Origin of the sequence: Sphingomonas sp. MJ1 (PH-R8) (genome assembly GCF_048058635.1) — a bacterium.
GTDB lineage: Bacteria > Pseudomonadota > Alphaproteobacteria > Sphingomonadales > Sphingomonadaceae > Sphingomonas.
The window spans coordinates 285567-308009 of the sequence record NZ_JBBEFX010000002.1 but is presented as its reverse complement, the minus strand read 5'-3'; the positions used below and the strand labels follow the sequence as shown (position 1 = coordinate 308009).

Genomic DNA, 22443 nt, shown 5'->3' with positions numbered 1-22443 from the left:
CGATGCGGCTCGACCGGTTCCTGTGGTTCGCCCGGCTGGTGAAGACCCGTAGCGCCGCCCAGAGCCTCGCCGAGGGCGGCTTGCTGCGCATCGACGGCCGCCGTATCGATCGCGCCCACTGCCCCGTGCGGCCAGGCGTCGTGGTCGCCTTTCCCCGCAACGGACAGGTGCTGGTGCTGCGCGTGCTCGCGCTTCCCAGGCGGCGCGGACCGCCTGCGGAAGCAGCCGAGAGCTACCAGTTGCTGGAACCCGCCCGGACCGTGCCCGTTGACGAGGCGGGACTGCCCGCATAACGCGTCCCCGTTCGAACCCCTGGAGCCTTTTCCCCAATGACCTACGTCGTCACCGACGCCTGCATCCGCTGCAAGTACATGGACTGCGTCGAGGTCTGTCCGGTGGATTGCTTCTACGAGGGCGAGAACATGCTCGTCATCAATCCGTCCGAGTGCATCGACTGCGGCGTGTGCGAGCCGGAATGCCCGGCCGAGGCGATCCTGCCCGACACCGAGTCCGGGCTGGAACAGTGGCTGGAGCTCAACAACACCTTCTCGGCTCAGTGGCCCAACGTCACGCGCAAGCTCGACCAGACGCCACCGGACGCGGACGCGATGAAGGGCGTCGAGAACAAGTACGAGCAGTTCTTCTCCCCCGAACCGGGCAAGGGCGACTGACCCGGCGGGGCCCGTACGCGGCCCCGTACGCGGAAAAAAGCGCGGATTTCCGGCGCGTTTTCGCGGGAACTGCAACTCGCCGCTGGCATTTTTGCTCCGGACGCGCTATATAGTTGCGCGACGGCGGCATTTCGTTGCCCGCCGCGTGGAGACGCACCCTAAAGAAAAGCCCCAGCCCGACGCGGATCGGCCTGAGCCCCTCCCCGTCCAGGCGCGACTCTGGGGCGAACCGGTCACGAAAGGCTACCAATGGCTGCCAAGGCGCTGTCCTTTGATGTCGGCGATTATGTCGTTTACCCCAAGCATGGCGTTGGCCGTGTCATCGAGCTTCAGAAGCAGGAAATCGCGGGCATGCAGCTCGAGCTGTATGTGCTCCGCTTCGAAAAGGAGCGCATGACGCTCCGCGTGCCGACCAACAAGGCCGAGAGCGTCGGCATGCGCAAGCTGTCGTCGGACAAGACGCTGCGCGAGGCGCTCGACACGCTGAAGGGCAAGCCGAAGGTCAAGCGCACCATGTGGTCGCGCCGTGCCCAGGAGTATGAGGCGAAGATCAACTCGGGCGACCTGGTGTCGATCGCCGAGGTGGTCCGCGACCTGTTCCGGGCCGACGACCAGCCCGAGCAAAGCTATTCCGAGCGGCAGATCTTCGAAGCCGCAGCGAGCCGTCTCGCCCGCGAGCTGGCGGCGATGGAAGAGGTCGAGGAGCCCAAGGCACTCGACAAGATCCTTGACATCCTGCGGGCGTCGGCCGCGATCTACAACAAGGAGAAGACCGCCGCCTGAGGCTGCGGGCTTTCCTCAAGCAGCTGAACGAGGGCGGCCCCACGGCCGCCCTTTTTCTTTACGGCTTTGCGCGGGCGGCGGGGTCTCCAGCGTGGGTCACGAAAAAGGGTTCGAATGCGTTCGTTAGGGACTTTGGCTTGCCTTTCTCTCGCCGCCTGCTCGGGCATCGGCGAATCCAATCACCAGCACGCCGATACGGTGCAGCGCAGTTTCGAAGCCCGTGACTTCACCGCGGTCGCCCTGGAGGGCCCCGACAACGTCGAGATCCGCACCGGCGGCGCGTTCGCCATCGAGGCCCGCGGCGAACCCGCCGTGCTCGACCAGCTGCTCGTGAGGAGCGAGGGTGGCACGCTCCGGATCGGGCGCACGTCCCGGCAGAGCTGGCCGTGGCCGCTCCGCAGCGCCGGCAGCATCACCGTGCAGATGCCGGAGATCAGCGCCGCCTCCGCCACGGGATCGGGCGCAGTGACGCTCGATCGTGCCGAGAACTTCTCGGGCAGCGTCTCCGGATCCGCGGACCTCACCATCGGCATGCTCGGCGGCCGCACCGTGCGGCTTGCGAACACCGGCTCGGGCACGATTGCTGCCGCCGGCGCCGTCGACCTGCTCTCGGCCGAGGTGAAGGGCTCGGGTGACATCACCGCCCCGCAGCTTCGTGCCGAGCAGGCGGCGGTCGTCCTGCAGGGATCGGGCAGGGTCGAGGCGAACGTTGCCGGCCCCGCCCGCGTGACGCTCGACGGGTCGGGCACCGTGGACCTCGGCGACATGGCGCTGTGCACCAGCACGCTGGCGGGCTCCGGCACGGTCCGCTGCGCGTCCTGATCGCAGCGGCGGCTTGCCATTGCGGCAGCCGCGGTGCGATGCTCGCCCCATGCTGTTGCTGCCGATCCTTCTGGCGCTGACGGCGGCCTCGGAGAGCCCGGAGCCGCCTGCCCGCACGGTGATGCTCACCCGCTTCGACCGGCTGCGCGTGAGCGGCTCCTATGCCGTGGAGGTGGTCACCGGCGGCCGGACGGGTGCCGAACTGGTGGGCGACCGCGCCTCGGCGGAGCGGGTCGCCGTGCAGGTGGAAGCGGGCGTCCTCACCATCCGCCCCACCGGCACCACGCAGGACGGCTTCGCCGTGCCGCAGCGGCCGGTGACCATCCGCGTGCGGACAACGGCGCCGTTGCAGGCGGTGACGCTCACCGGCGGCGGACGCGTGACGGTCGACCGCCTCGCCGGCACCCGATCGGAAGTGGTGTTGAACGGGACCGGCACGCTGTTGATCGCGAGCGTGGCGGCCGAACAACTGCTGGGCACCCTGACCGGGAACGGCACGCTCTCCCTGGCCGGCGCGGCACGACAGGCGCGGTTCGTGGCGTCGGGCTCGGGCAGCCTGGATGCGGCCTCGCTCGATACCCGCGACCTGGTGGTGCGCAGCGACGGCGCGGGTACCGCCCGGTTCCGCGCTGCCCTTACCGCCATCGTCACGGCAAATGGCGTCGGCACCATTGAAGTAGCGGGCAGCGCCAAGTGTCAGGTGCGCGGCACATCCGCCGTGCAGTGTGGCGCCCGCCCCTGACCCTCAGGCAGTGACCGGAAACCGCAAAAGCCGATCCTCCAACGCCACCAGCGCTTCCGCACCCCGGCCCACGGCCCGCACGATCTCAGGGTGATGCGGCTCCAGCCCGCCGGTCAGTGAGCCGAACGCGGGCAGCACCAGCTTGCTCGGCGTCGCGACGAAGCAGCGCCGCGCGATCCTCCGGCCCCGTACGGTTACCCGCAGCTTGGGGTGGAAGTGTCCCGAAAGCTCGGGCCGCCCTTCGCGAGGATCGGCCTCGTGTCGCAGCACCAGCCCGTCGACCACCGCTTCCTCCAGCACGGCGCCGCCGCAGGAGGTAGCGAAACCGGCGTCATGGTTGCCGGTGATCCAGGTCCAACGGCAGCCGGAGGTCAGTGCCCTCAGCCGCTCCTGCGCCGCTGCCGGCAGGCGCGCACAGCCCTTGGGATCGTGGAAGCTGTCGCCCAGGCACCAGAGCTCGGCGGGGTTCACCCGCGCGACCACCGCCTCCAGCGCGTCCAGCGTCGCAAGGCTGTCATAGGGCGGCAGCATCTGCCCGAACTGTGCGAACCAGCTCGCCTTCTCGAAGTGGAGATCGGCAACCAGCAGCGCCTCGCGCGCCGGCCAGTAAAGCGCGCCCGCGGCCAGCGCGACCAGCTCGTGCCCCGCGAACGAAAAGCGAACCATGCGCCCGCTATGCCGTGCCAACGTCAGCGCGGCAAGCCCCGCCCAACCACGTTAGTCGAGCCGCATCGCCTCGGCGGCCATCGCCTCCGCCTCCGTCAGCAGCGCGTCGTCGGCACTTCCCTGCGGCACGTGCTCGCGGCCGATCAGCACCATTACCGGGACCGCGAGGGGGCTGATCCGCTCCAGCGTCACGTGCAGCATCCGCGCCTGTGCGGTCTCCAGCAGCGTCGCCAGGCGGCCGACGTCTGTCATTCGCGCGCGCGCATCCTCCCACGCGGCCTGAAGCAGCAAGTGGGTGGGCTCGTACTTGCGCAGCACGTCGTAGATGAGGTCGGTTGAGAAGGTCACCTGCTTGCCGGACTTACGCTTGCCGGGATGCTGGCGCTCGACCAACCCGCCAATCACTGCCACTTCCCGGAACGCGCGCTTGAGCAGGTTCGAGCCCTGCACCCACTCGACGAACTCATGCTCCAGGATGTCGGGCGAAAAGAGCGCCGCCGGATCGGTGATCGGCTCCAGGCCATAGCAGGCGAGCGCATAGTCGTTGGAGACGAAGCCGATCGGCTTCAGCCCCAGCGCCTCCATCCGCCGGGTGATGAGCATGCCGAGCGACTGGTGCGCGTTCCAGCCTTCGAAGCTGTAGGCGACCATGTAGTGCCTCCCCTCGTGCGGGAAGGTCTCGATCAACAACTGCCCCGGCTCCGGCAGGCGCGAGCGCCGGCCCTGGATCTCCAGCCATTCGCGGACGTCGTCGGGGAAGCGCGCCCATTGTGCGCGGTCGTGCAGGAAGGTTCGTACCCGCTGGGCGAGATTGGTGGAGAGCGCCATGCGCGTGCCCACATAAGTGGGGATACGCGCGGGCCGGCTGGAGGCGCGCACGATCAGGTCCGTCAACTCGATCCGCTCCACCTCAAGGCTGAGCCCCGCGAAGAAGAAGGTATCACCGGTCGAGAGCGTGGAGGCGAAATACTCCTCCACCGTGCCGAGCTTGCGGCCGTTGCGGAAGCGCACGTCGAGCGTGGGTGCGTCGACGATGATGCCGGCGTTCAGCCGATGCTGCTGCACGAAGCGCGGATGGCTGACGCGCCAGAGGCCATCCGTCCCCTGGGTCAGCCGCTTGAACCGGTCATAGGCACGCAGCGCGTAACCGCCCTCGGCAATATAGTGGAGCACGCGATCGAACGTCTCCGCATCGAGTGCGGAATAGGGCAATGCTGCGCGAACCTCCTGCAGCATATCCGCAGCATCGAAGGGTTCGGCGCAGGCGCAGGCCATCAGATGCTGGGCGAGCACGTCGAGCGCGCCCGGACGGAACAGCTCGGTGTCGAGCTCGCCCGCCTCCACCGCATCCAGCGCTGCGCGCGCCTCCAGATATTCGAAGCGGTTACCCGGCACGACGATGGCCTCGGAAGGTTCGTCCAGGCGGTGGTTTGCGCGGCCGATGCGCTGGAGCAGGCGCGACGAGCCCTTGGGCGCTCCCATCTGGATCACGCAATCGACGTTGCCCCAGTCCACGCCCAGGTCGAGGCTGGCGGTCGCGACCAGCGCCCGCAGGCGCCCGTCGGCCATCGCCTGCTCGACCTTGCGCCGCGCCTCCACCGCCAGGCTGCCGTGGTGGACGCCGATGGGCAGACTCCGCTCGTTGGATTTCCACAGGTCCTGGAAGATCAGCTCGGCAAGGCTGCGGGTATTGCAGAAGACGATCGTGGTGGCATGCGCCTCAATCTGCGCCATCACCTGCGGCGCGGCATAGCGCCCGGAGTGGCCGGACCAGGGAATGCGCCCCTCCGGCAGCAGGATTTCAATACGGGGATCGGCACCGGGATCGCCTTGCACCAGCGTGACGGCGTCGATGTCGCCGTCGGGGGCGAGCCAGGCGCGATAGTCGTCCGGATCGGCGACGGTTGCGGAGAGCGCAACACGCCGCAGGCCGGGGCTCAACCGCTGGAGGCGCGCCAGGCAAAGCGCCAGCAGGTCGCCCCGCTTGCCCGCCGCAAAAGCATGTACCTCATCGACAACGATCGTCTTGAGGCCGCCCAGCAGCCGATCTGCGTCCGGATAGGACAGGAGCAGGCTGAGCGATTCGGGCGTCGTCAGCAGGATGTGCGGCGGCTTGACGCGCTGCCGCGCCTTGCGGTCGGAGGGGGTGTCGCCGGTCCGCGTCTCGACGCGGATGTCGAGCCCCATCTCCGCGATGGGGTTGAGCAGGTTGCGCTGTACGTCGACGGCGAGCGCCTTCAGCGGCGAGATGTAGAGCGTGTGCAGCCCCTCGCCCGGGGCATCGGCGAGCTCGGCAAGCGTGGGCAGGAAACCCGCGAGCGTCTTGCCCGCGCCGGTGGGCGCGACCAGCAGCGCGTGGCGCCCGGCCCTTGCCGCCGCCAGCATCTCCGCCTGGTGCCGGCGGGGCAACCATCCACGGTCGGCAAACCAGCGGGAGATGGAGTCGGGAAGTTCGTGAATCGCAGCAGGCACATCGCCGATGTGGCGATCCGGCACGTCCAACAAAAGGGATCGGCTCAGCGCATGCGCTTTTCGCGGTCGATCCGGTCCTGCTCGTCATAGAGATCGGCGGTCGCTCGCTCGCTCTCCTGGTGCCGGCGACGCGAGACGCGGTTGTTGAGCACGGCCCAGATGATCACGCCCAGCAGGACGATCGGCCCGATGATCGTCAACAGGCCCCACAGACTGACTTCGTCCGCCATCGCTCGACCTCCTCTCCTGAAGAACCAGCTGTAAACGACAGGAGGCTGCGCTTCGATCCATGGGCGGCGATGCGGCCCGAAATGGAGTTCGTGCGTTAGCCTTCCCATGCCGCGTCTCGCCGACTGGATCGAACCCAAGCCGCAAGGCATCTACCTGCCGCACGCCGATGCCTGGATCGACCCGTCGGTGCCGGTGCCGCGCGCGCTGGTGACCCATGGGCACGCCGACCATGCCCGCGGCGGGCACGAGACGGTGTGGGCGACGCCCGAGACGCTGGCGATCATGGACGCGCGCTATGGCACGCAGAATGGCCGCCCGGTTGCCTATGGCGAGACCGTCCGGCTGGGCGACATCCAGGTCTCCTATGTCCCGGCGGGCCATGTGCTGGGATCGGCGCAGATCCTGCTGGAGCATCGCGGCGAGCGCGTGGTGGTGTCGGGCGACTATAAACGCCGCCCGGACCCGACCTGCGCGCCGTTCGAGCCGGTCGCCTGCGACGTGTTCGTGACGGAGGCGACGTTCGGACTGCCCGTTTTCCGCCATCCAGAAACCCGCGACGAGATCGACAAGCTGCTCGCCGCCCTCCGTGCGGAGCCGGACCGCTGCGTGCTGGTAGGCGCCTATGCGCTGGGCAAGGCGCAGCGCGTGATCGCCGAGGCACGCGCAATGGGCTTCGATGATCCGATCTACGTCCACGGCGCGCTTCAGCGATTATGCGACCTCTATGTCGCGCACGGCGTCGATTTAGGCGAGCTGCGCCCCGCCACCGGCGCCAGCAAGGCGGAACTCGCCGGACGGATCATCCTGGCCCCGCCCTCCGCGCTCAACGACCGCTGGTCGCGGCGCCTGCCGGACCCGATCTCGGCCATGGCCTCGGGCTGGATGCGTGTGCGGCAACGCGCCCGGCAGCGCAACGTCGAGCTGCCGCTGATCCTGTCCGATCACGCGGACTGGGACGAGCTGACCCGTACGATCGAGGAGATCGCTCCCCAGGAAGTGTGGGTGACGCACGGGCGCGAAGACGCGCTGGTCCACTGGTGCAGCATGCGGCAGATCCGCGCACGGGCGCTCGACCTGGTCGGCTATGAGGACGAGGACGACTGAGCGCCGGCGGGCCGGGGCGGCCCCTCTGTCTCGGCGACGAACGGGCGCGCGAGGCCGTGATACAGCCGTTCCTGGCAGACTCGCGCGCTTATCCAGTCGGCGATCAGCGCCGCCGCGAACATCGGCAGGATCAGGCCGCGCGCCGCCGTCGTCTCGCTGACGATGATGACCGCGGTGAAGGGCGCGCGCACGACACCGACGAAATAGGCGACCATGCCGATCACCACCACTGCGCCCGGCGGCGAATAGGGGAAGAGGGCCGTCAGCAGGTTCCCGAAGCCCGCGCCGATGGCAAGTGAGGGCGCAAAGATCCCGCCGGGCGCCCCGGTCAAGGTCGTCGCGAGTGTCGCCATCAGCTTGGCGGGCCCGAACCAGCCCGATACCTCGCCGCCCTCGACCAGCGCGCGCGTGGCGCCGTAGCCGGTTCCCCAGGTGGCACCGCCCGTCCCGACGCCCAGCACCGCGACGACCAGTCCGCAGAGGCCGGCGAACAGCACGGGCCGGGCCTTCAGAGCCCGGGCCCATCCGGTGTGCCCGTCACTGAACCCCAGCACGACGCGGGTGAACAGCCCGCCCGCGACGCCCCCCAGCAGGCCGGCGAGCGGCGCCAGCAGCAGCACGCGATGCAGCTTCAGCGTCTGGTGCACCGCGCCGAAATAGACATAGTCGCCGGCGATCCCGAGGCTGACCATGCCGGCGATCATCACCGCCCCCATCACCAGGACGGCAACCCGCTGCTCATAGGCGGCGGCGAGTTCCTCGATCGCGAAGGCGACCCCGGCCAGCGGCGTGTTGAACGCCGCGGCGACGCCCGCGGCGCCACCGGCGATCAGCACGCCGGCAGTGATCGGCACGCGCAGCAGGCGATGCAGCGCGACCATGATCGCCGCACTCACCTGGACGCTCGGCCCCTCGCGACCGACCGAGGCCCCGAACAACAGCATGGTGACCGTCAGCACCAGCTTCTTGGCGGCGGTGCCGAGCGAAAGGAGGCGCGCCGCGACCTGCTCGTCCGCCGACCTGCCGGCTGCGATCACCTGGGGGATGCCGGAGCCGCGCGCATCCCTAGCCCAGCGCCGCGTAGCCCATACGACCGCGCCAAAGGCGAGCGGCGTCGCCACCAGCGGCGCATAGGGCCAGCGCGCCAGCGCATGCCCGAACAGTTCCTGCGTGAGATCGCTCGCGCGGGCAAAGGCAAGCGCCACCAGCCCGAGCAGGACCGCGCCCGCAGCAGTCGCGACCCGCCGCTTCAGGATCGGCCACTGATCGGAGGCATTCCGCTGCGCGTGCAGGCGCAGCAGATGCCGCGCACGGTCTGGGAAAAAGGGCATGTCGCGCTCTTTGGGCCGAATCGGGCGCGGCGGGAACCACGAACCCGGGCCCAAGCCGATATCAGGTCCCTTGCAGCGCCTTTTGCCGGCGCCGCTGCACCGAGGAGCCGATCCCCATCGCCTCGCGGTATTTGGCGACGGTCCGCCGGGCGATGTCGAAGCCCTTGGCATTCAGCAGCTCGACCAGCGTGTCGTCGGAGAGGATCTTGCGCGGGTCCTCGGCGGCGATCAGCGTCTTGATCGCGTTCTTCACCGCCGCCGCCGATACCGCCTCGCCACCGTCGGCAGCCTGAATCGCGGAGGTGAAGAAGTACTTCAGCTCGAACAGCCCGCGTGCGCAGCTGAGGTATTTGTTCGAGGTGACCCGGCTGACCGTCGATTCGTGCATCTCGATCGCCTCGGCCACTTGGCGCAAGGTGAGCGGCCGCAGATGTGCCACGCCCTTGCGGAAGAAGCCCTCCTGCTGCTTCACGATCTCGGCCGCGACCTTGATGATGGTGCGTTGCCGCTGGTCGAGCGCCTTGACCAGCCAGTTGGCGCTGGCAAGGCATTCGGAGAGCCAGGCGCGGGAGGTCTTGTCCTGTCGCCCGCCCGACAGCTCGACATAATAGGCGCGGTTGACGAGCAGCCGTGGCAGCGTGGCGCCGTTGATCTCCACGGCCCAGCCGGCGCCCCGCGGCGCCACGAACAGATCGGGGGCGACGGCGGGCGCACGTTCCCCGCCGAAACGGCAGCCGGGTTTGGGATCATAGCCGCGCAGTTCGCGGATCATGTCGGCCAGATCCTCGTCATCGACTTCGCAGAGCCGGCGCAGTTGCGGCAGGGCGCCGCGGGCGACCAGGTCGAGATTGTCGATCAACCGGGCCATGCAGGGATCGTAGCGATCCGCCTCCTTCGCCTGGAGCGCGAGGCACTCGGCGAGGCTGCGCGCGCCCACACCGGTGGGATCGAACGTCTGGATCGTCGCAAGCACCGCCTCGACCTCCGCCAGCGGCACGCCCAGCCGGTTGGCGACGTCGAGCAGCGAGCCGGTGAGATAGCCGCACTCGTCGATTTGATCGATCAGTTGCTGCGCCACGAACAGGGCCGGCCCGGAAAGCACCGCACCCGCCTGCGCGAGAAGGTGGTCGGCAAGCGAGGGCCCGTCCGCCTCAAACCCGTCGAAGTCCAGGCCGTCATCGGGCAGCGCGGCCGCGCTGCCCCCGCTGGAGCTCAGGCCCCCGTCCAGCCCCCCGATGGCGTCGCCGGGGCCGTCGTCGATGAACGCATCGGCCGCCAAGTCGATGTCGAGCGCCTCTCCGCTCGCCTCTCCCATCCGCACCAGTTCGTCGGCGCCCGCAGGCTCGTCGCGCACGACGGCCGCCTCGCTCGGGATCGAATCCTCCCCGCCCGGATCGTCGCTGCCGCCCGACTCGAGCAGGGGATTACGCTCGATCTCCTCGGCGATGACACCTTCGATCTCGAGATTCGACAGCGCGAGCAGGCGGATCGCCTGCTGGAGCTGCGGCGTCATCACCAGCGACTGCGACTGGCGGAGATCGAGGCGCGGGCCGAGCGACATCAGCCGCGCCGCCCGCGGACGCCTTCAGCGTGCCGGTGCCCTTCGCGCTGCGGGAGGCGACCGGCGCGTGCCATGGGTCAGAGCGAGAAGCTCTCGCCCAGGTACAGGCGGCGGACGTTGGCGTCGGCCACCAGTTCCTCGGGCGAGCCGGTGAACAGCACCCGGCCATCGTAGATGATGTACGCACGGTCGACGATGTCGAGCGTTTCGCGGACATTGTGGTCGGTGATCAGCACGCCGATCCCCCGCTGCTTGAGCTGGCCGACCAGATCGCGGATGTCGGCGATCGAGATCGGGTCGATGCCCGCGAACGGCTCGTCGAGCAGCATGATCGAGGGATCGGCCGCCAGCGCACGCGCGATCTCCGCGCGCCGCCGCTCGCCGCCGGACAGTGCCATCGCCGGTGCATCCCGCAGGCGCGTGAGGCCGAACTCGTCGAGCAACTGGTCGAGCCGCTGGCCGCGCGCCTTGGCATCCGGCTCGGCAAGCTCCAGCACTGCCAGGATGTTCTTCTCGACGGTCAGGCCACGGAAGATGGAGGTTTCCTGCGGCAGATAGCCGAGCCCCAGGATCGCGCGCCGGTACATCGGCAGGCTGGTGATGTCGTCGCCGTCGAGCATGATGCGCCCGGCGTCCGGCTTCACCAGGCCCATGACCGAGTAGAAGCTGGTCGTCTTGCCCGCGCCATTGGGACCGAGCAGCCCGACGACCTCCCCGCGGCCGACCGACATGGAGACGTCGGACAGCACCACCCGCTTGTCGTAGGACTTGGCGATCGACACCACCGACAGGCCGTGCGCCATCGTCGGCTCCGCATGGGGTGCCGTGGTCGGGCTGGCTAGGGTGGTCACATCGTCCATCTGGGGCTCCGTGCTGGCGCGTCGAAGGTCATCGCCTCGAAACGCGCATGCAGCTGGCAAGATTCGTGCATGATTCGCGCCCGGAGGGAAAGGGGGTACCGTCGCTCGGCGCCCCCTGGTCCGCCGGACGGTGCGTCAGTTGCGCTTGGGCACGGAGAAGCGTCCGCTCACCCGTCCGCCTTGCTGCGTCACGCCGCCTCCCGGCGCCGTGCTGCTCGCCACGCCCGAGCCGTCGATCGTCGCACGCCCGGTGTCGAGATCGATCGAGAGCCGCCCGCCGTTGAGCCGGTTGGTGCCCTGCGTCAGCGAGACGTTGCCGATCATCGTCACCACGCGCCGGTTGACGTCATAGACGGCGTAGTTCGACTTGGCGGTCTGGTCCGGGCGCGTCACCGTGACTCCGCCGGCCGCGTCGAGCCGCGAGGCCTGCGGCGACCCCGAAGCGACCTGGCCGGTGTAGTTCACCGTCACGCGGTCCGCGGTCAGCGTCATCGTCGCCTGCCGGATCGTCACGCCGCCGGTCAGGATCGCGCGATTGGCGCGATCCTGCAGCTCGATCGACTGGGCGCTGAAATCGATCGGCGCGTTCGAGTCGTGGCGTACCTGCCCGAAGGCAGCGTGCGCGGCGAGCAGCCCGAGGGGCGCGGCGACGAGCAGAAGGTGCGGAACACGTATCATAGCGCCTACTTCGTTCGCCCGGGCTGGATGCGCAAGCGGGCATTGCCGTCGAGGCGCACGGTGCGCGCCTCCAGGTCGGCCGAAAGCCGGTCGCCGCTGAAGGTCCCGAGCGGCGTGGTGCCGTCCGCCGCGCCGCCGCTGCGCAGCTTGCGCGTCTTCAGGTCCACGGTCGCATCGCGGGTGTCGAGCCGGTATCCGTCGGCTGCGCGAAAGGCGATCGGCCCGTCGATCGCGACCTGCTCGGTATCCAGATCGTAGCGTCCGTGGTTGGCGTTCAACCTTGCCGGGCCATCCTTCAACTGGATCTCGGCGGCAAGCTTGTCGAGCTGGACGATCGGTTCGGACGAGCTCTTCTGCACCGCGGACCCGGCGGTCAGCGCGAACGGCTGCCCCTTGGCGTCGGCCCCCGTGTAGCGGGCCGCCTGGATGCGCAGCCGCTCCTTGGCGACCTCCACCTTGTTCTTGTCGAGCACGAAGCTGACGTCGCCGCGCATGAACAGGGGGGCGAGCACCAGGAAGGCCGCCAGCACGCCGATCGCGACCGGCAGCGCGACCAGCGACAGGCGGATCAGCCGGTCGTGGCGACTACCGGGAAGCGCCCAATGCTGGCGCTGCGTTCGTTCGCGGCGGGCGATCTCGGACATGGTGTCGCTTACATGTGCGCGAAGATGTCGACTTCCGGCCACCCGGCCAGGTCCAGATCGGCCCGGTGCGGCAGGAAATCGAAACAGGCCTTGGCAAGCGCGCTACGCCCCTCCCGGGCAAGGCGGCGGTCGAGTTCCTCGCGCATCGCGTGGAGATAGCGCACGTCGGACGCGGCATATTCCTTCTGCGCGTCGCTCAGCACCGGAGCGCCCCAGTCCGATGACTGCTGCGCCTTGGAGATTTCCTGGCCGAGCAGTTCGCGCACCAGTTCCTTCAGGCCATGGCGATCGGTGTAGGTCCGCACGAGGCGCGAGGCGGTCTTGGTGCAATAGACCGGCGCGGCCACGGTCTCGAGATAGTGGCGGATCGCCGCGAGATCGAAGCGGGCGAAGTGGTAGAGCTTGACGCGATCCGGATCGCCGAGGACGGCACGCAGGTTCGGCGCGGCATAGTCGCTGCCCGGCGAAAAGCGGACGAGGTGCTCGTCGCCGCGCCCGTCCGAGATCTGCACGACGCAGAGCCGGTCGCGGTGGGTGTGCAAGCCCATCGTCTCGGTATCGACGGCAAGGTCGGCGCCCGGTGCGAACAGGTCGGCGGGCAGATCTTCTTCGTGCAGGTAAACAGCCATGCCGAACGCCTAGACGCTTCGGGGAGCGGGCTCAATGGCCCGGCCGAACTCCCTGGGGCGTCGCGCTCTTCCGAGTCGGCGCTGTGGCGCCGCGAATCACCTGAGACCGGCACGCTTGCAGGACAGGGTCGCCATGCACGCCCCTCCATCGGCTCCGGATGCTGCAAAAAAAGCCGAAGCTGTGCCGTCTCCGCCACGGTTGTGGCGCGATCGCGCGTTACCTGCCGTAAAATTGTCGAAAACATTTCCGGCTGGAGGCGTTTCGGCTATGGTGGCGTCGTGGCGCATCTGCCTGTGCGCCCAGAGACTTGCGTCATTCGTCCGGCGCTTGGGTTCTGATGGTGATTTGGGCGAGCCGGGAAGACGAACAGGGCAATGAGTTTCGATCGAGGGCGCCGCGGGGATCGCGGCGGGCGCGGCAAGGACAAGCGCGACAGTTTCGGTGACGAGAGCTACGGTGGCTACAGCGACCGCGGTTTCGGCGGTGGCGGCGGCTTCGGCGGTGGTGATCGCTTCGGCGGTGGCGGCGGCTACGGCGGCGGCGGCGGCGATCGCTTCGGCGGTGGCGGCGGCTTCGGCGGCGGCGGCGATCGCTTCGGCGGTGGCGGCGGCGGCGGCGGCTTCCGTGGTGGCGGCGGTGGCGGTGGCCGCGGCATGCCCCCGCAGGTCGTCGGCGAAGCCACGGGCGTCGTGAAGTTCTTCAACGGACAGAAGGGCTTCGGCTTCATCGTCCGTGACGATGGCGGCGAAGACGTGTTCGTGCACATCTCCGCAGTCGAGCAGGCAGGCCTCGCCGGTCTGGCCGAGGGTCAGCCGCTCGGCTTCACCCTGGTGGATCGCGGCGGCCGCGTCTCGGCCACCGAGCTGAAGATCGACGGCGAGCCGATGCCGGTCACCGAAGGTGGCGGCGGTGCACCGCGCGACCGTGATGCCGCTCCGCGTGGCGGCGGCATGGGCGGCTCGCAGCGTCAGCTGACCGGCGAGCGTGCGTCGGGCACGGTCAAGTTCTTCAACGCAATGAAGGGCTTCGGCTTCATCCAGCGCGACGATGGCCAGCCGGACGCGTTCGTGCACATCTCGGCCGTCGAGCGCGCGGGCATGCCCACGCTGAACGAGGGCGATAAGCTCGAGTTCGAGCTCGAGGTGGATCGGCGCGGCAAGTATGCCGCGGTGAACCTCCAGCCCAAGGGCTGATTCCGGATGCCGTCCGGCCGCACGTCGGCCAGGCGGTTCCGCAACCATGTCGCCGCGATGGTCCTTGCCATCGCGGCGACGCTGGTTTCGGGCGCCCCTGCCCCCGTTGCCGCGACCGGGCAGGTCGCCCCTCCGGCGACTGCACCGTCTCCGGCACCCGTTTATCCGATCACCGCGCGCATCGTCGCGCGCTATCCCCATGATCCCGGCGCCTTCACCGAAGGCCTGCTGTGGCACGATGGCGCCCTGTTCGAGAGCATCGGCCTGGAAGGCCGCTCGGAAGTCCGGCGCGTGCGGCTGGAGGATGGGCAGGTGCTCGCCCGCGCGGTGCTGCCTGCCGATCAGTTCGGCGAAGGCCTGGCGTTGTGGGAGAATAGCCTCGTCAGCCTTACCTGGAAGACGGGCCTCGCGCATCGCTGGGACGCGAAGACGCTCAAGCGCACCGGCAGTTTCCGCTACACCGGCGAAGGCTGGGGGCTGGCAAGCGACGGAAAGGCGCTAATCCAGTCGGACGGCTCGGCGACCCTGCGCTTTCGGGACCCGAAGAGCTTTGCGGTCCAGCGCGAGCTGACGGTCACCGCAAACGGCCGCCCCGTGCGCAACCTCAACGAGCTCGAGGTGGTCGACGGCGCGATCTTCGCCAATGTGTGGCATCGCAACTATCTGGTCCGCATCGATCCGGCCAGCGGCGCGGTGACCGGCCTGATGGACTTGTCGGCCCTCGCGACGGAGGTCGCCGCAACCGATCCGGAGGCGGTTCCGAACGGCATCGCCTGGGACCCGGCGAAGCGCCGGCTGTTCGTGACCGGCAAGCTCTGGCCGACCCTGTTCGAAATCGCGCTCGAACCAGCGCCCTAGCGGGGCCTCCTTAGGTCGCCATTCGGAGCAGGGTCTCGATCCGGTCTGCCTCCGCGGCCGGCTTGTCGCGCCGGATCCGGGCAATGCGGGGGAAGCGCATCGCCAGCCCGGACTTGTGGCGGCGTGACGCGTGAATCGAATCGAACGCGACCTCCAGCACCAGCGTCTTTTCGACCTCGCGGACGGGGCCGAAGCGCTGGACGGTGTTGGTGCGCACGAACCGGTCGAGCCACTTCAACTCCTCGTCGGTGAATCCCGAATAGGCCTTGCCGACCGGCAGCAACTCGCCGCCCTCGGCCGGGTCACCGGTCCAGCAGCCGAAGGTGTAATCCGAATAGAAGGACGAGCGCTTTCCGTTGCCGCGCTGGGCATACATCATCACGCAGTCCGCGGTGAGGGGATCGCGCTTCCACTTGTACCAGAGACCCACCCGACGCCCGGCGACATAGGGGCTGTCGCGCCGCTTGAGCATCACACCCTCGATCGCGGCGTCGCGCGCGCCTTCGCGGATCGCCTCCAGCGCCGAGAAGTCCGGCGCTTCGATCAGGCGGGAGACGTCGAACCGTTCCGGGTCCAGGTCCTTGGCGAACCGCTCCAGCGCGGCCCGGCGCTCGCTCCAGGAAAGCGCCCGCAGGTCGCGGGAGCCGTCGAACAGGATGTCGTAGAGACGGACAAAGGCGGGAAAGTCGGCCAGCATCCGCTTCGACACCGTCTTGCGCCCCAGTCGCTGCTGGAGCGCATTGAAGCTGGCGGCGCCCTCCGCCTCGCCCAGCGCATGGCCTTGCGCCTCCCCCTTCACCAGCAGTTCGCCGTCGAGCACCCCGGGGGTTGCATAGGCGGCCGCGACCTCCGGGAAGCTGGCAGTGATGTCGTCCCCGGCGCGACTGTAGAGCCGGGTCTCGCCACCCGCGTGCACCAGCTGCACCCGGATCCCGTCCCACTTCCACTCCGCGGCATAGTCCGCGAGATCGACGCGGCCGTCCTCCAGTGGGTGGGCGAGCATGAAGGGGCGGAACACCGGCAGATTGGCGCTGTCGGGCTGCGGCGCCTGGCCTTCGGCCCAGGCGAACAGCGGCGCGTAGGGCGGCGCGAGGCCGTGCCACACCTCCTCCACCGCCTCGACGTCGAGGCCGAAGGCTTGCGCCAGCGCCGTTTTTGCGAGACGCGCCGATACCCCCGCGCGGAGCCCGCCGGTGGCCAACTTGAGCAGGGCGAAGCGCTCGTCCGAATCGAGCTGGTCGAGCATCGCGGCGAGGACGGCAGGCGCATCGCTTCGCGACAGGGCGGCAAGCGTGTCCACCACCTGCGCCAGCGACAGTGGCCCCGCCTCACGCGCCGCGGGTGAGCCGGCAGGTGGCTCGGGCCACAGCAGCGCGACCGTTTCGGCCGTGTCGCCGACGAAGTCGCGGCTCATCCCGAACAGCACCGGGTCCACTCGCGACTCGATCATCTGCCGGATGATGGCGGGCTTCACCGCCGGGAGATCGAGGTCGCCGGTCAGCGCCGCGATCGCCCAGCCGCGGTCGGGGTCCGGCGTGGTCCGCAGATAATCGCCGATCAGGCGGAGCTTGGCATTGCGCGACCGGGTATAGATCAACCGGTCGAGCAGGTCGGCGAACGCACGCATGCCCGATCAACCCGCCGGCGACGCGCTTGGTTGCGTGGGCCTCAGCGCACACGTCGATAGCGGAACGGCACATCGCGCGCCGGTGCGCCTTCCTCGGCGATCCGCACCCACACGGTGAGTGCGTCCGGCCCTTCGCGTACCAGCGTCAGCCCGTCGAAGAAGAAGCGATTGCCCTCCACCGCGATCAGCGGGAACTCCACCGCCTTGCCGCCTTTGACATCTTCCCACCCAGTCAGATCGGCATTGAAGTGGCGGAGGCGATAGACCAGCGATCGGCCACGCGGCACGATCTGCAGCAGCTCGTAGAAGAGTACCCCGCCCCTGCCGTCTTCCTGCAGGAAGTGGCCGGCGATGCCGCCTGCCTGCGGCGCCGAGTAGACCTCAGTCGCCGGTCCTCCATAGCCCTCGCCGTGCCATTGCCCGGTCAGCCAGGAAAGGTCTGTGATCTGCGCCTGCGGCGGCGGAGCGCCAGGGGTCGCGGTCCGCGTCTGCGCCTCGCCGGCGAGGGCCAGCAGCAGCCCCGCAACCATGCCCGTCAGCGCCACAGCGACTCTCCCCGCCAGCCCAGCCGACAGGGAGGATAGTCGCGCCGAACCGCTAGTCTATCGCTTTCTTGATGCCGCGGCCGGCGAGCAGGCCCAGCACGAGCAGTACGACGAAGATCGCCACGGCGATGAAGAACAGGATTTTGGCGATGTCGACGAACGCGCCGCCGATCCCACCAAAGCCCAGCACCCCGAGCACCAGTCCCGCGATCAGAAAGATGATGGCCCAACGCAGCATGGCAGTTCTCCACTAGCCCCGCGGGTCAACCGAGCGGGGCAGCCGATCGTTCCCTCGACCGCCCCCGACGGCTCAGCTCCTGCGGCCGGCCTCGAACAGGAACCAGGCGCGCTCTTCGGCCTGATCGATCCACTCGTCGGCCAGGCTGCTGGTGGCGGTGTCGCCTGCGGTCTCGGCCGCTTCGCGCGCCGCACGCATCGATTCGACCAGCTTCAGATTGTCGTCACGCAGGATCGTCAGCATCTCGCCCGGCGCCACGAAGTCGCGATCGTCGTCGGTGAGTTGCTGGCGACGCGCGATGTCGCCGATCGAACGCAGGGTGGTGCCGCCCGTCTTGCGCACCCGCTCAGCAATGACGTCGGTGATGGCGAGGATCTGGGTGGCCTGATCGTCGAGCATCAGGTGATAGTCGCGAAAGTGCGGGCCCGAGACGTGCCAGTGGAAGTTCTTGGTCTTCAGATACAGCGCGAAACAGTCCGCGAGGGTGCCGTTCAGCGCGTCCGCGACGGAGCGGACCTTGTTGCTGTTCAGGTCGGTGGGCGTGTCGAGCGCCGGGTTGGTGTCGGCCATGGAGTCCTCCAGGTGATGATTCGCTACGGCAACGAACTTTGCCCTGAATCGCTCCCGTTCAAGGGGAAAGGCAAAGAGCTTCTCTAGCCGAGGCGCAACGCCCGCACGACGAGCACCGCGCCGGCCACCATCAGCAGCGCCGATACGCCCAGGCCGGCGGCCCGCCGCCCCGGCCAGCGGCACCAGGCGCGCTCTCCGACAGTCGCCGCGATGGCGCCGACCGCGATCGCCGCGATCGTGCTCCCGATCGCCGCCAGCACGGGGCTCCCGCTCCAGGCGGCAAGGGCAAGGGCCAGAAACTGGCTGCGGTCCCCGAACGCGAGGATGAAGATCCCCAGGAATGCGGTTGCGAAACTCCCGATGCGCCAGTTCGTCAGTCGATCGGCGAGTTTCGTCCGGGCCAGACCGCCCGCACCCGCGAACATCAGGGCCAGGGCGAGGAGCAGCGTCCGGGCGTTGGGACTCATCCCCGGCGCGATCAGCGCACCTCCGGCCGCTGCCGCGAGGAAGCCGGCCGCGTGGGCGAGGATCAGTCCGGCGGTTACGCCCGCCCTCCCGAAGCGATCCGCGAGCACGGCCGTGAGGCGTGCGGGTGGGTCGAAGAGCTGCGCGAGCAGCACCGCGACAAAGGCAGGAACCAGTGTCTCCATCCGCAGCCCGGCGCTCAGCCGGCGAGCCGCACCGAACAGGCGGCGGCGTAGACCGAGCTCGAGTCGCCCGGCTCCCGTTGCGCCAGTGCGTCCTCGAGGATGACGACGAGCCCCTGCAGCAACGCACCGCGCTCGCCGCGCGCCAGCGCCGAGTCGATCGCCCGGATCACCGGCGCCGCCCCGACGAGCCCTTGCGCGGCCGCCAGACGGCGAATCCCCTCGACCTCTGCCGCCAAGTGCCGCATCGGCCCGCGGCCGCTAGCGCGGCGCAACGCGGCAAGACCGCTTTCGAACTCTACGGGGGCGCCTACAACTGCCTCGATCATCGCTTGGGCCCTCTCCTTGGCTTGCCGCGGGATGGTGCCATCCTCACGTGAAGGAACGATGAAACAGCAAGGGTGGAGCAGGCAAGCAGCGTGTTTGCCTTGACAACCGCGGGCAGGTGACGCATGCGGCCCAGCCTGTGGGCGGCCGCGATTTGCGCGCGCCGCTTTTTGTTTTTCAACGCTGTCCGGTACCGCGAACCGAAGGATTTCAGGGTCATGGCAAAGCCGACCACCGTCAAGATCAAGCTCGTCAGCACGGCCGACACCGGCTTCTTCTATGTCACCAAGAAGAACCCGCGCACGCAGACCGAGAAGTTCAGCTTCCGCAAGTACGACCCGATCGTGCGCAAGCACGTCGAGTTCAAGGAAGCCAAGATCAAGTAATCGGTTGCCGCTCCGCGCCAGCGGAGCGGTCTCAGCCGGCCAGCGCCGCGTCCGCCGATTCGTCGGCCTGACGCGGCAGCAGCGCCCGCACCTCCCCGACGAAGCGCACCACCGAAATCGGCTTGGTGACATACGCGTTCGCGCCGGCCGCGCGGATTCGCTCTTCGTCCTCGCGCCCCACATAGGCGGTCACCGCCATGATCGGGATGTTGCGCAGCTTCGCATCCAGCTTCAGGCGCCCGATCAGCTCCAGGCCCGTCATGTGCGGCAACTGGATGTCGGTGATGATCAGGTCCGGCGCGAAAACGCGCGCGCGCGCCACCGCTTCACGCCCGTCGCGCACCGGCTCGGTCACGAACCCGTGCGCCCGCAGCAGGTCGCAAAACAGCTTCAGATTGAGTTCGTTGTCCTCGACAACGAGTACCCTTTTTGTCACGTCCAAGACCCGATTGTTGATCCCCGAGGTACTACGGCATGGCGCCCCATGAGACAAACGCCGAAGCGGCGGCGACGCTGTCGCTCGGCGCGCTGAGCTGGGTGCTGACCGATCCGGAGCGGGCCCGCCGCTTCCTGGACGTCACCGGCATCACGCCGGACGTCCTGCGGGCGCGGGCCGACACGCCCGCCTTTCTGGCGGCGGTGATCGGCTATCTCGAAAATCACGAGCCTGACCTGATCGCCTGCGCCGAGAGCTTGCAGGTGGGACCTGAGGAACTGACCCGCGCCAGGCGCGTGCTGGAGCGACCATGAAGCCACTGCTGATCTGCGACTGCGACGAAGTGCTGCTCCACATGGTGCGTCACTTCCGGGACTGGCTCGACACCGACCACGACATCGACCTGCACTTAGGGGAAGGCAGCTTCGAAAAGGCGATGCGCCACCGTGCCGACGGCGAACTCGTCACGAGGGAGCGGATGTGGTCGCTGATCGACGGCTTCTTCCCCGCCGAGATGGACCGCCAGACGCTGGTGCCGCACGCTGCGGAGGCACTGGAGGCGCTCGGGCAGCGCGCGGAGATCGTCATCCTTACCAACCTGCGCGACCATTGCCGCGAGTCGCGGATTACCCAGCTCTCCACCCATGGCATCGTCCACCGCGTCGAATGCAACCAGGGGCCGAAGGGCGAGCCGGTGGCGCGACTGGTGGCGGAGCACGGCAGCCCGGTCGCGGTCTTCGTCGACGACCTGCCGACGCACCATGATTCGGTCGCGCAGCATGCGCCGGGCGTCCACCGGCTGCACATGGTGTCGGAGCCCAGCCTTGCGCCGCACGTGCCCCCTGCCCCGGCTGCGCACGCCCGGATCGACGACTGGCGGGACGCCGCGACATGGATCGCGGCACGCTTCGACGCGGGACTGCCGGCGGAGGCTTGACCCCCGCCCGGCCCCGCGGGATGACCCACGCTATGGCAACCGACATCCCCGCGAAGCTGGCCGAACTCGGCCTCACCCTCCCCGAAGCGGCCGCGCCCGTCGCGGCCTATGTGCCGGCGGTCGAGGCCGGCGGGCTGCTCCACATCTCCGGGCAGCTGCCGTTCCAGGACGGCGCGCTGATGACCGGTCGGCTCGGCGAGGACCGGGAGCTGGACTATGGTGTCGAAGCGGCGCGGCGCTGCGCCCTGATGCTGCTGGCCCAGGCCGAAAAGGCGCTCGGCAGCCTTGATCGCGTTTCCCGGGTGGTGAAGCTCGGCGTGTTCGTGAACAGCGCCGCCAGCTTCACGGACCAGCCGAAGGTCGCCAACGGCGCCTCCGAGTTGATGGTCGCGGTGTTCGGCGAGGCCGGCAAGCACGCGCGCAGTGCGGTCGGTGTCCCGGTGCTTCCGCTCGGCGCGGTCGTGGAAGTGGACGCGATCCTGGAACTACGCTGATCGCCGCCTGTTGCTGCAACGCAACATTCCGATCCCAAAAAGCGACATCGACGAAACAAGCGTTGTGTCCGCACCCGCTGATCGGCACCTTCGTGTCGCGTCACAGGGGGTGCGGACGACACCCCAGGGCGCAAGCAGGAGGAGAACCATCACCTCAAGGGGGTCACGATGCGCTTCTCCAACATACTTGTTTCGATCTTCGCCGCTGTCGGCAGCATCGCGCCTGCCTGGGCGCAGGAAACCGACCCTCCCCAGCCGATCACGGTCAGCGGCAGCGCCAGCGTCGCGTCCGACTATCGCTTCCGCGGTGTGTCGCAGAGCGACAAGGAAGTCGCGCTCCAGGGCGGCATCACCATCGCGCATGAGAGCGGTTTCTATATCGCAACCTGGGGCTCCAACCTTGCGGGCTGGGGCACCTTTGGCGGGGCGAATATCGAGCTGGACCTGGTCGCCGGCTACAAGGGGGAGGTCGGCAACGCGGCCTATGACGTGGGCGTCACCTGGTACACCTATCCCGGCGGCGCGGACGAGACCGACGTGGTCGAACTCTATGGCAAGGTTTCCGGTACTGCCGGCCCGGCGAACCTGACGGCGGGCGTCTTCTACGCGCCCAAGCAGACCTCGCTCGGCAACTTCATGGCGCATCCCGACGGCGATCGCGACGACAATCTCTACCTGTCCGGGGACGGAACCGTCGGCATTCCGAACACGCCACTGACGGCAAAGGCGCACATCGGCTATTCGAACGGAAACCCGGGCCTGGGCCCGAACGGCACCAGCCTGTCGCCGACGGGTGAGTATTTCGACTGGCTGCTGGGGGTGGACGCCACCTGGAACCAGCTGACGCTGGGGGTCGCCTATGTCGACACCGATATCACCCGCCGCGAGTCGGCCTATCTGGGCTCCGGCTTTTCCAAGACCAAGGACGGCAGCCCGATCGCAGCGAGCACCGTGGTGGTTTCGCTGACCGCCGCCTTCTGACGCCTGCCC

29 protein-coding genes are annotated in these 22443 nt (G+C 68.7%); 13 read left to right on the top strand and 16 right to left on the bottom strand.

What is annotated here, in order from left to right; translation table 11 throughout:
* Nucleotides 1-2: 2 nt before the first annotated feature.
* From VPH46_RS03110 to VPH46_RS03090, 5 genes are all read left to right on the top strand, one after another.
* The gene (locus VPH46_RS03110; RefSeq protein ID WP_416608827.1) at nt 3-293 is read left to right on the top strand and encodes an RNA-binding S4 domain-containing protein; all 291 of its coding nucleotides are present in this window, start codon (nt 3-5) and stop codon (nt 291-293) included.
* 36 nt (nt 294-329) lie between these two features.
* Nucleotides 330-671, top strand: coding sequence for a ferredoxin FdxA (gene fdxA / locus VPH46_RS03105; RefSeq protein WP_125959090.1), 342 nt, complete (start codon nt 330-332; stop codon nt 669-671).
* 249 nt (nt 672-920) lie between these two features.
* Nucleotides 921-1454: a CarD family transcriptional regulator gene (locus VPH46_RS03100; RefSeq protein ID WP_125959091.1), complete on the top strand. Its 534-nt coding sequence runs from the start codon at nt 921-923 to the stop codon at nt 1452-1454.
* Between the two features lie 132 nt (nt 1455-1586).
* The gene (locus VPH46_RS03095; protein ID WP_416608796.1) at nt 1587-2276 is read left to right on the top strand and encodes a head GIN domain-containing protein; all 690 of its coding nucleotides are present in this window, start codon (nt 1587-1589) and stop codon (nt 2274-2276) included.
* Between the two features lie 49 nt (nt 2277-2325).
* Entirely contained in the window at nt 2326-3018 is a 693-nt protein-coding gene (locus tag VPH46_RS03090) for a head GIN domain-containing protein (protein ID WP_416608794.1), read from the top strand.
* A 3-nt stretch (nt 3019-3021) separates the two neighbouring features.
* Here VPH46_RS03090 and pdeM read toward each other — a convergent pair whose 3' ends face one another.
* The 3 genes from pdeM to VPH46_RS03075 form a co-directional block, all read right to left on the bottom strand.
* Nucleotides 3022-3684 (bottom strand): ligase-associated DNA damage response endonuclease PdeM, encoded by a 663-nt coding sequence (gene pdeM, locus VPH46_RS03085; RefSeq protein WP_416608792.1) that lies wholly within the window; start codon nt 3682-3684, stop codon nt 3022-3024.
* Between the two features lie 51 nt (nt 3685-3735).
* The gene (locus VPH46_RS03080; protein ID WP_416608825.1) at nt 3736-6123 is read right to left on the bottom strand and encodes a ligase-associated DNA damage response DEXH box helicase; all 2388 of its coding nucleotides are present in this window, start codon (nt 6121-6123) and stop codon (nt 3736-3738) included.
* Nucleotides 6124-6200: 77 nt separating this feature from the next.
* Entirely contained in the window at nt 6201-6386 is a 186-nt protein-coding gene (locus VPH46_RS03075; RefSeq protein ID WP_239436316.1) for a hypothetical protein, read from the bottom strand.
* Between the two features lie 106 nt (nt 6387-6492).
* Here VPH46_RS03075 and VPH46_RS03070 point away from each other — a divergent pair, with 106 nt between their 5' ends.
* Nucleotides 6493-7491 (top strand): ligase-associated DNA damage response exonuclease, encoded by a 999-nt coding sequence (locus tag VPH46_RS03070; protein WP_416608789.1) that lies wholly within the window; start codon nt 6493-6495, stop codon nt 7489-7491.
* Here VPH46_RS03070 and VPH46_RS03065 read toward each other — a convergent pair.
* The 6 genes from VPH46_RS03065 to VPH46_RS03040 form a co-directional block, all read right to left on the bottom strand.
* Nucleotides 7470-8822, bottom strand: a complete 1353-nt coding sequence (locus tag VPH46_RS03065; protein WP_416608787.1) for a chloride channel protein — start codon at nt 8820-8822, stop codon at nt 7470-7472. The two genes, VPH46_RS03070 and VPH46_RS03065, sit on opposite strands and share 22 nt — an antisense overlap.
* A gap of 61 nt (nt 8823-8883) precedes the next feature.
* A complete protein-coding gene (gene rpoN / locus VPH46_RS03060; protein WP_416608785.1) occupies nt 8884-10383 on the bottom strand; it encodes an RNA polymerase factor sigma-54 in 1500 nt (499 codons plus the stop codon).
* Between the two features lie 77 nt (nt 10384-10460).
* The gene (lptB, locus tag VPH46_RS03055) at nt 10461-11243 is read right to left on the bottom strand and encodes an LPS export ABC transporter ATP-binding protein (RefSeq protein WP_416608783.1); all 783 of its coding nucleotides are present in this window, start codon (nt 11241-11243) and stop codon (nt 10461-10463) included.
* Nucleotides 11244-11378: 135 nt separating this feature from the next.
* A complete protein-coding gene (locus VPH46_RS03050; RefSeq protein ID WP_239436320.1) occupies nt 11379-11921 on the bottom strand; it encodes an LptA/OstA family protein in 543 nt (180 codons plus the stop codon).
* Nucleotides 11922-11926: 5 nt separating this feature from the next.
* Nucleotides 11927-12565 carry an LPS export ABC transporter periplasmic protein LptC gene (gene lptC, locus VPH46_RS03045; RefSeq protein ID WP_125959101.1) on the bottom strand — a complete coding sequence of 213 codons (639 nt, stop codon included), beginning with the start codon at nt 12563-12565 and terminating at the stop codon, nt 11927-11929.
* 8 nt (nt 12566-12573) lie between these two features.
* Nucleotides 12574-13194 carry a ribonuclease D gene (locus VPH46_RS03040; protein ID WP_416608780.1) on the bottom strand — a complete coding sequence of 207 codons (621 nt, stop codon included), beginning with the start codon at nt 13192-13194 and terminating at the stop codon, nt 12574-12576.
* A gap of 375 nt (nt 13195-13569) precedes the next feature.
* Between VPH46_RS03040 and VPH46_RS03035 the strand changes: the two genes are divergently transcribed.
* Both VPH46_RS03035 and VPH46_RS03030 read left to right on the top strand, forming a co-directional pair.
* Complete coding sequence (locus VPH46_RS03035) at nt 13570-14388, top strand: cold-shock protein (RefSeq protein ID WP_416608778.1); 819 nt, start codon at nt 13570-13572, stop codon at nt 14386-14388.
* Nucleotides 14389-14394: 6 nt separating this feature from the next.
* Nucleotides 14395-15246 (top strand): glutaminyl-peptide cyclotransferase, encoded by an 852-nt coding sequence (locus VPH46_RS03030; protein WP_416608776.1) that lies wholly within the window; start codon nt 14395-14397, stop codon nt 15244-15246.
* 10 nt (nt 15247-15256) lie between these two features.
* Here VPH46_RS03030 and VPH46_RS03025 read toward each other — a convergent pair whose 3' ends face one another.
* From VPH46_RS03025 to VPH46_RS03000, 6 genes are all read right to left on the bottom strand, one after another.
* Nucleotides 15257-16873 (bottom strand): cisplatin damage response ATP-dependent DNA ligase, encoded by a 1617-nt coding sequence (locus VPH46_RS03025; RefSeq protein ID WP_416608774.1) that lies wholly within the window; start codon nt 16871-16873, stop codon nt 15257-15259.
* A 41-nt stretch (nt 16874-16914) separates the two neighbouring features.
* Entirely contained in the window at nt 16915-17418 is a 504-nt protein-coding gene (locus VPH46_RS03020; protein ID WP_416608772.1) for a DUF6265 family protein, read from the bottom strand.
* 52 nt (nt 17419-17470) lie between these two features.
* Nucleotides 17471-17656 carry a DUF1328 family protein gene (locus VPH46_RS03015; protein ID WP_125959106.1) on the bottom strand — a complete coding sequence of 62 codons (186 nt, stop codon included), beginning with the start codon at nt 17654-17656 and terminating at the stop codon, nt 17471-17473.
* Nucleotides 17657-17728: 72 nt separating this feature from the next.
* Nucleotides 17729-18226: a Dps family protein gene (locus VPH46_RS03010; protein ID WP_132882476.1), complete on the bottom strand. Its 498-nt coding sequence runs from the start codon at nt 18224-18226 to the stop codon at nt 17729-17731.
* Between the two features lie 83 nt (nt 18227-18309).
* A complete protein-coding gene (locus VPH46_RS03005) occupies nt 18310-18876 on the bottom strand; it encodes a TMEM165/GDT1 family protein (RefSeq protein ID WP_416608770.1) in 567 nt (188 codons plus the stop codon).
* Between the two features lie 14 nt (nt 18877-18890).
* The gene (locus VPH46_RS03000; RefSeq protein ID WP_416608768.1) at nt 18891-19202 is read right to left on the bottom strand and encodes a hypothetical protein; all 312 of its coding nucleotides are present in this window, start codon (nt 19200-19202) and stop codon (nt 18891-18893) included.
* A 216-nt stretch (nt 19203-19418) separates the two neighbouring features.
* Here VPH46_RS03000 and rpmG point away from each other — a divergent pair, with 216 nt between their 5' ends.
* Nucleotides 19419-19586, top strand: a complete 168-nt coding sequence (gene rpmG, locus VPH46_RS02995) for a 50S ribosomal protein L33 (protein ID WP_125959110.1) — start codon at nt 19419-19421, stop codon at nt 19584-19586.
* Nucleotides 19587-19617: 31 nt separating this feature from the next.
* Here rpmG and VPH46_RS02990 read toward each other — a convergent pair whose 3' ends face one another.
* Nucleotides 19618-20022: a response regulator gene (locus VPH46_RS02990; RefSeq protein ID WP_132882473.1), complete on the bottom strand. Its 405-nt coding sequence runs from the start codon at nt 20020-20022 to the stop codon at nt 19618-19620.
* A gap of 38 nt (nt 20023-20060) precedes the next feature.
* Between VPH46_RS02990 and VPH46_RS02985 the strand changes: the two genes are divergently transcribed.
* The 4 genes from VPH46_RS02985 to VPH46_RS02970 all read left to right on the top strand — a co-directional run bounded on the left by VPH46_RS02985 (nt 20061) and on the right by VPH46_RS02970 (nt 22434).
* Nucleotides 20061-20336: a DUF3572 domain-containing protein gene (locus VPH46_RS02985; protein WP_416608765.1), complete on the top strand. Its 276-nt coding sequence runs from the start codon at nt 20061-20063 to the stop codon at nt 20334-20336.
* A complete protein-coding gene (locus VPH46_RS02980) occupies nt 20333-20959 on the top strand; it encodes an HAD family hydrolase (RefSeq protein ID WP_416608763.1) in 627 nt (208 codons plus the stop codon). The genes VPH46_RS02985 and VPH46_RS02980 overlap by 4 nt, the downstream gene beginning before the upstream one ends.
* A gap of 32 nt (nt 20960-20991) precedes the next feature.
* Complete coding sequence (locus VPH46_RS02975) at nt 20992-21453, top strand: RidA family protein (protein WP_416608761.1); 462 nt, start codon at nt 20992-20994, stop codon at nt 21451-21453.
* A gap of 168 nt (nt 21454-21621) precedes the next feature.
* A complete protein-coding gene (locus VPH46_RS02970) occupies nt 21622-22434 on the top strand; it encodes a TorF family putative porin (RefSeq protein ID WP_132882469.1) in 813 nt (270 codons plus the stop codon).
* Nucleotides 22435-22443 lie beyond the last annotated feature (9 nt).

Excerpts from the sequence above, each read along its gene's own strand:
- VPH46_RS03110 (WP_416608827.1), top strand. The coding sequence starts at position 3 with ATGCGGCTCGACCGGTTCCTGTGGTTCGCCCGGCTGGTGAAGACCCGT.
- fdxA (WP_125959090.1), top strand. The coding sequence starts at position 330 with ATGACCTACGTCGTCACCGACGCCTGCATCCGCTGCAAGTACATGGAC.
- VPH46_RS03100 (WP_125959091.1), top strand. The coding sequence starts at position 921 with ATGGCTGCCAAGGCGCTGTCCTTTGATGTCGGCGATTATGTCGTTTAC.
- VPH46_RS03090 (WP_416608794.1), top strand. The coding sequence starts at position 2,326 with ATGCTGTTGCTGCCGATCCTTCTGGCGCTGACGGCGGCCTCGGAGAGC.
- pdeM (WP_416608792.1), bottom strand. The coding sequence starts at position 3,684 with ATGGTTCGCTTTTCGTTCGCGGGGCACGAGCTGGTCGCGCTGGCCGCG.
- VPH46_RS03075 (WP_239436316.1), bottom strand. The coding sequence starts at position 6,386 with ATGGCGGACGAAGTCAGTCTGTGGGGCCTGTTGACGATCATCGGGCCG.
- VPH46_RS03070 (WP_416608789.1), top strand. The coding sequence starts at position 6,493 with ATGCCGCGTCTCGCCGACTGGATCGAACCCAAGCCGCAAGGCATCTAC.
- VPH46_RS03065 (WP_416608787.1), bottom strand. The coding sequence starts at position 8,822 with ATGCCCTTTTTCCCAGACCGTGCGCGGCATCTGCTGCGCCTGCACGCG.
- rpoN (WP_416608785.1), bottom strand. The coding sequence starts at position 10,383 with ATGTCGCTCGGCCCGCGCCTCGATCTCCGCCAGTCGCAGTCGCTGGTG.
- lptB (WP_416608783.1), bottom strand. The coding sequence starts at position 11,243 with ATGGACGATGTGACCACCCTAGCCAGCCCGACCACGGCACCCCATGCG.
- VPH46_RS03050 (WP_239436320.1), bottom strand. The coding sequence starts at position 11,921 with ATGATACGTGTTCCGCACCTTCTGCTCGTCGCCGCGCCCCTCGGGCTG.
- lptC (WP_125959101.1), bottom strand. The coding sequence starts at position 12,565 with ATGTCCGAGATCGCCCGCCGCGAACGAACGCAGCGCCAGCATTGGGCG.
- VPH46_RS03040 (WP_416608780.1), bottom strand. The coding sequence starts at position 13,194 with ATGGCTGTTTACCTGCACGAAGAAGATCTGCCCGCCGACCTGTTCGCA.
- VPH46_RS03035 (WP_416608778.1), top strand. The coding sequence starts at position 13,570 with ATGAGTTTCGATCGAGGGCGCCGCGGGGATCGCGGCGGGCGCGGCAAG.
- VPH46_RS03030 (WP_416608776.1), top strand. The coding sequence starts at position 14,395 with ATGCCGTCCGGCCGCACGTCGGCCAGGCGGTTCCGCAACCATGTCGCC.
- VPH46_RS03025 (WP_416608774.1), bottom strand. The coding sequence starts at position 16,873 with ATGCGTGCGTTCGCCGACCTGCTCGACCGGTTGATCTATACCCGGTCG.
- VPH46_RS03015 (WP_125959106.1), bottom strand. The coding sequence starts at position 17,656 with ATGCTGCGTTGGGCCATCATCTTTCTGATCGCGGGACTGGTGCTCGGG.
- VPH46_RS03010 (WP_132882476.1), bottom strand. The coding sequence starts at position 18,226 with ATGGCCGACACCAACCCGGCGCTCGACACGCCCACCGACCTGAACAGC.
- VPH46_RS03005 (WP_416608770.1), bottom strand. The coding sequence starts at position 18,876 with ATGGAGACACTGGTTCCTGCCTTTGTCGCGGTGCTGCTCGCGCAGCTC.
- VPH46_RS03000 (WP_416608768.1), bottom strand. The coding sequence starts at position 19,202 with ATGATCGAGGCAGTTGTAGGCGCCCCCGTAGAGTTCGAAAGCGGTCTT.
- rpmG (WP_125959110.1), top strand. The coding sequence starts at position 19,419 with ATGGCAAAGCCGACCACCGTCAAGATCAAGCTCGTCAGCACGGCCGAC.
- VPH46_RS02985 (WP_416608765.1), top strand. The coding sequence starts at position 20,061 with ATGGCGCCCCATGAGACAAACGCCGAAGCGGCGGCGACGCTGTCGCTC.
- VPH46_RS02980 (WP_416608763.1), top strand. The coding sequence starts at position 20,333 with ATGAAGCCACTGCTGATCTGCGACTGCGACGAAGTGCTGCTCCACATG.
- VPH46_RS02975 (WP_416608761.1), top strand. The coding sequence starts at position 20,992 with ATGGCAACCGACATCCCCGCGAAGCTGGCCGAACTCGGCCTCACCCTC.
- VPH46_RS02970 (WP_132882469.1), top strand. The coding sequence starts at position 21,622 with ATGCGCTTCTCCAACATACTTGTTTCGATCTTCGCCGCTGTCGGCAGC.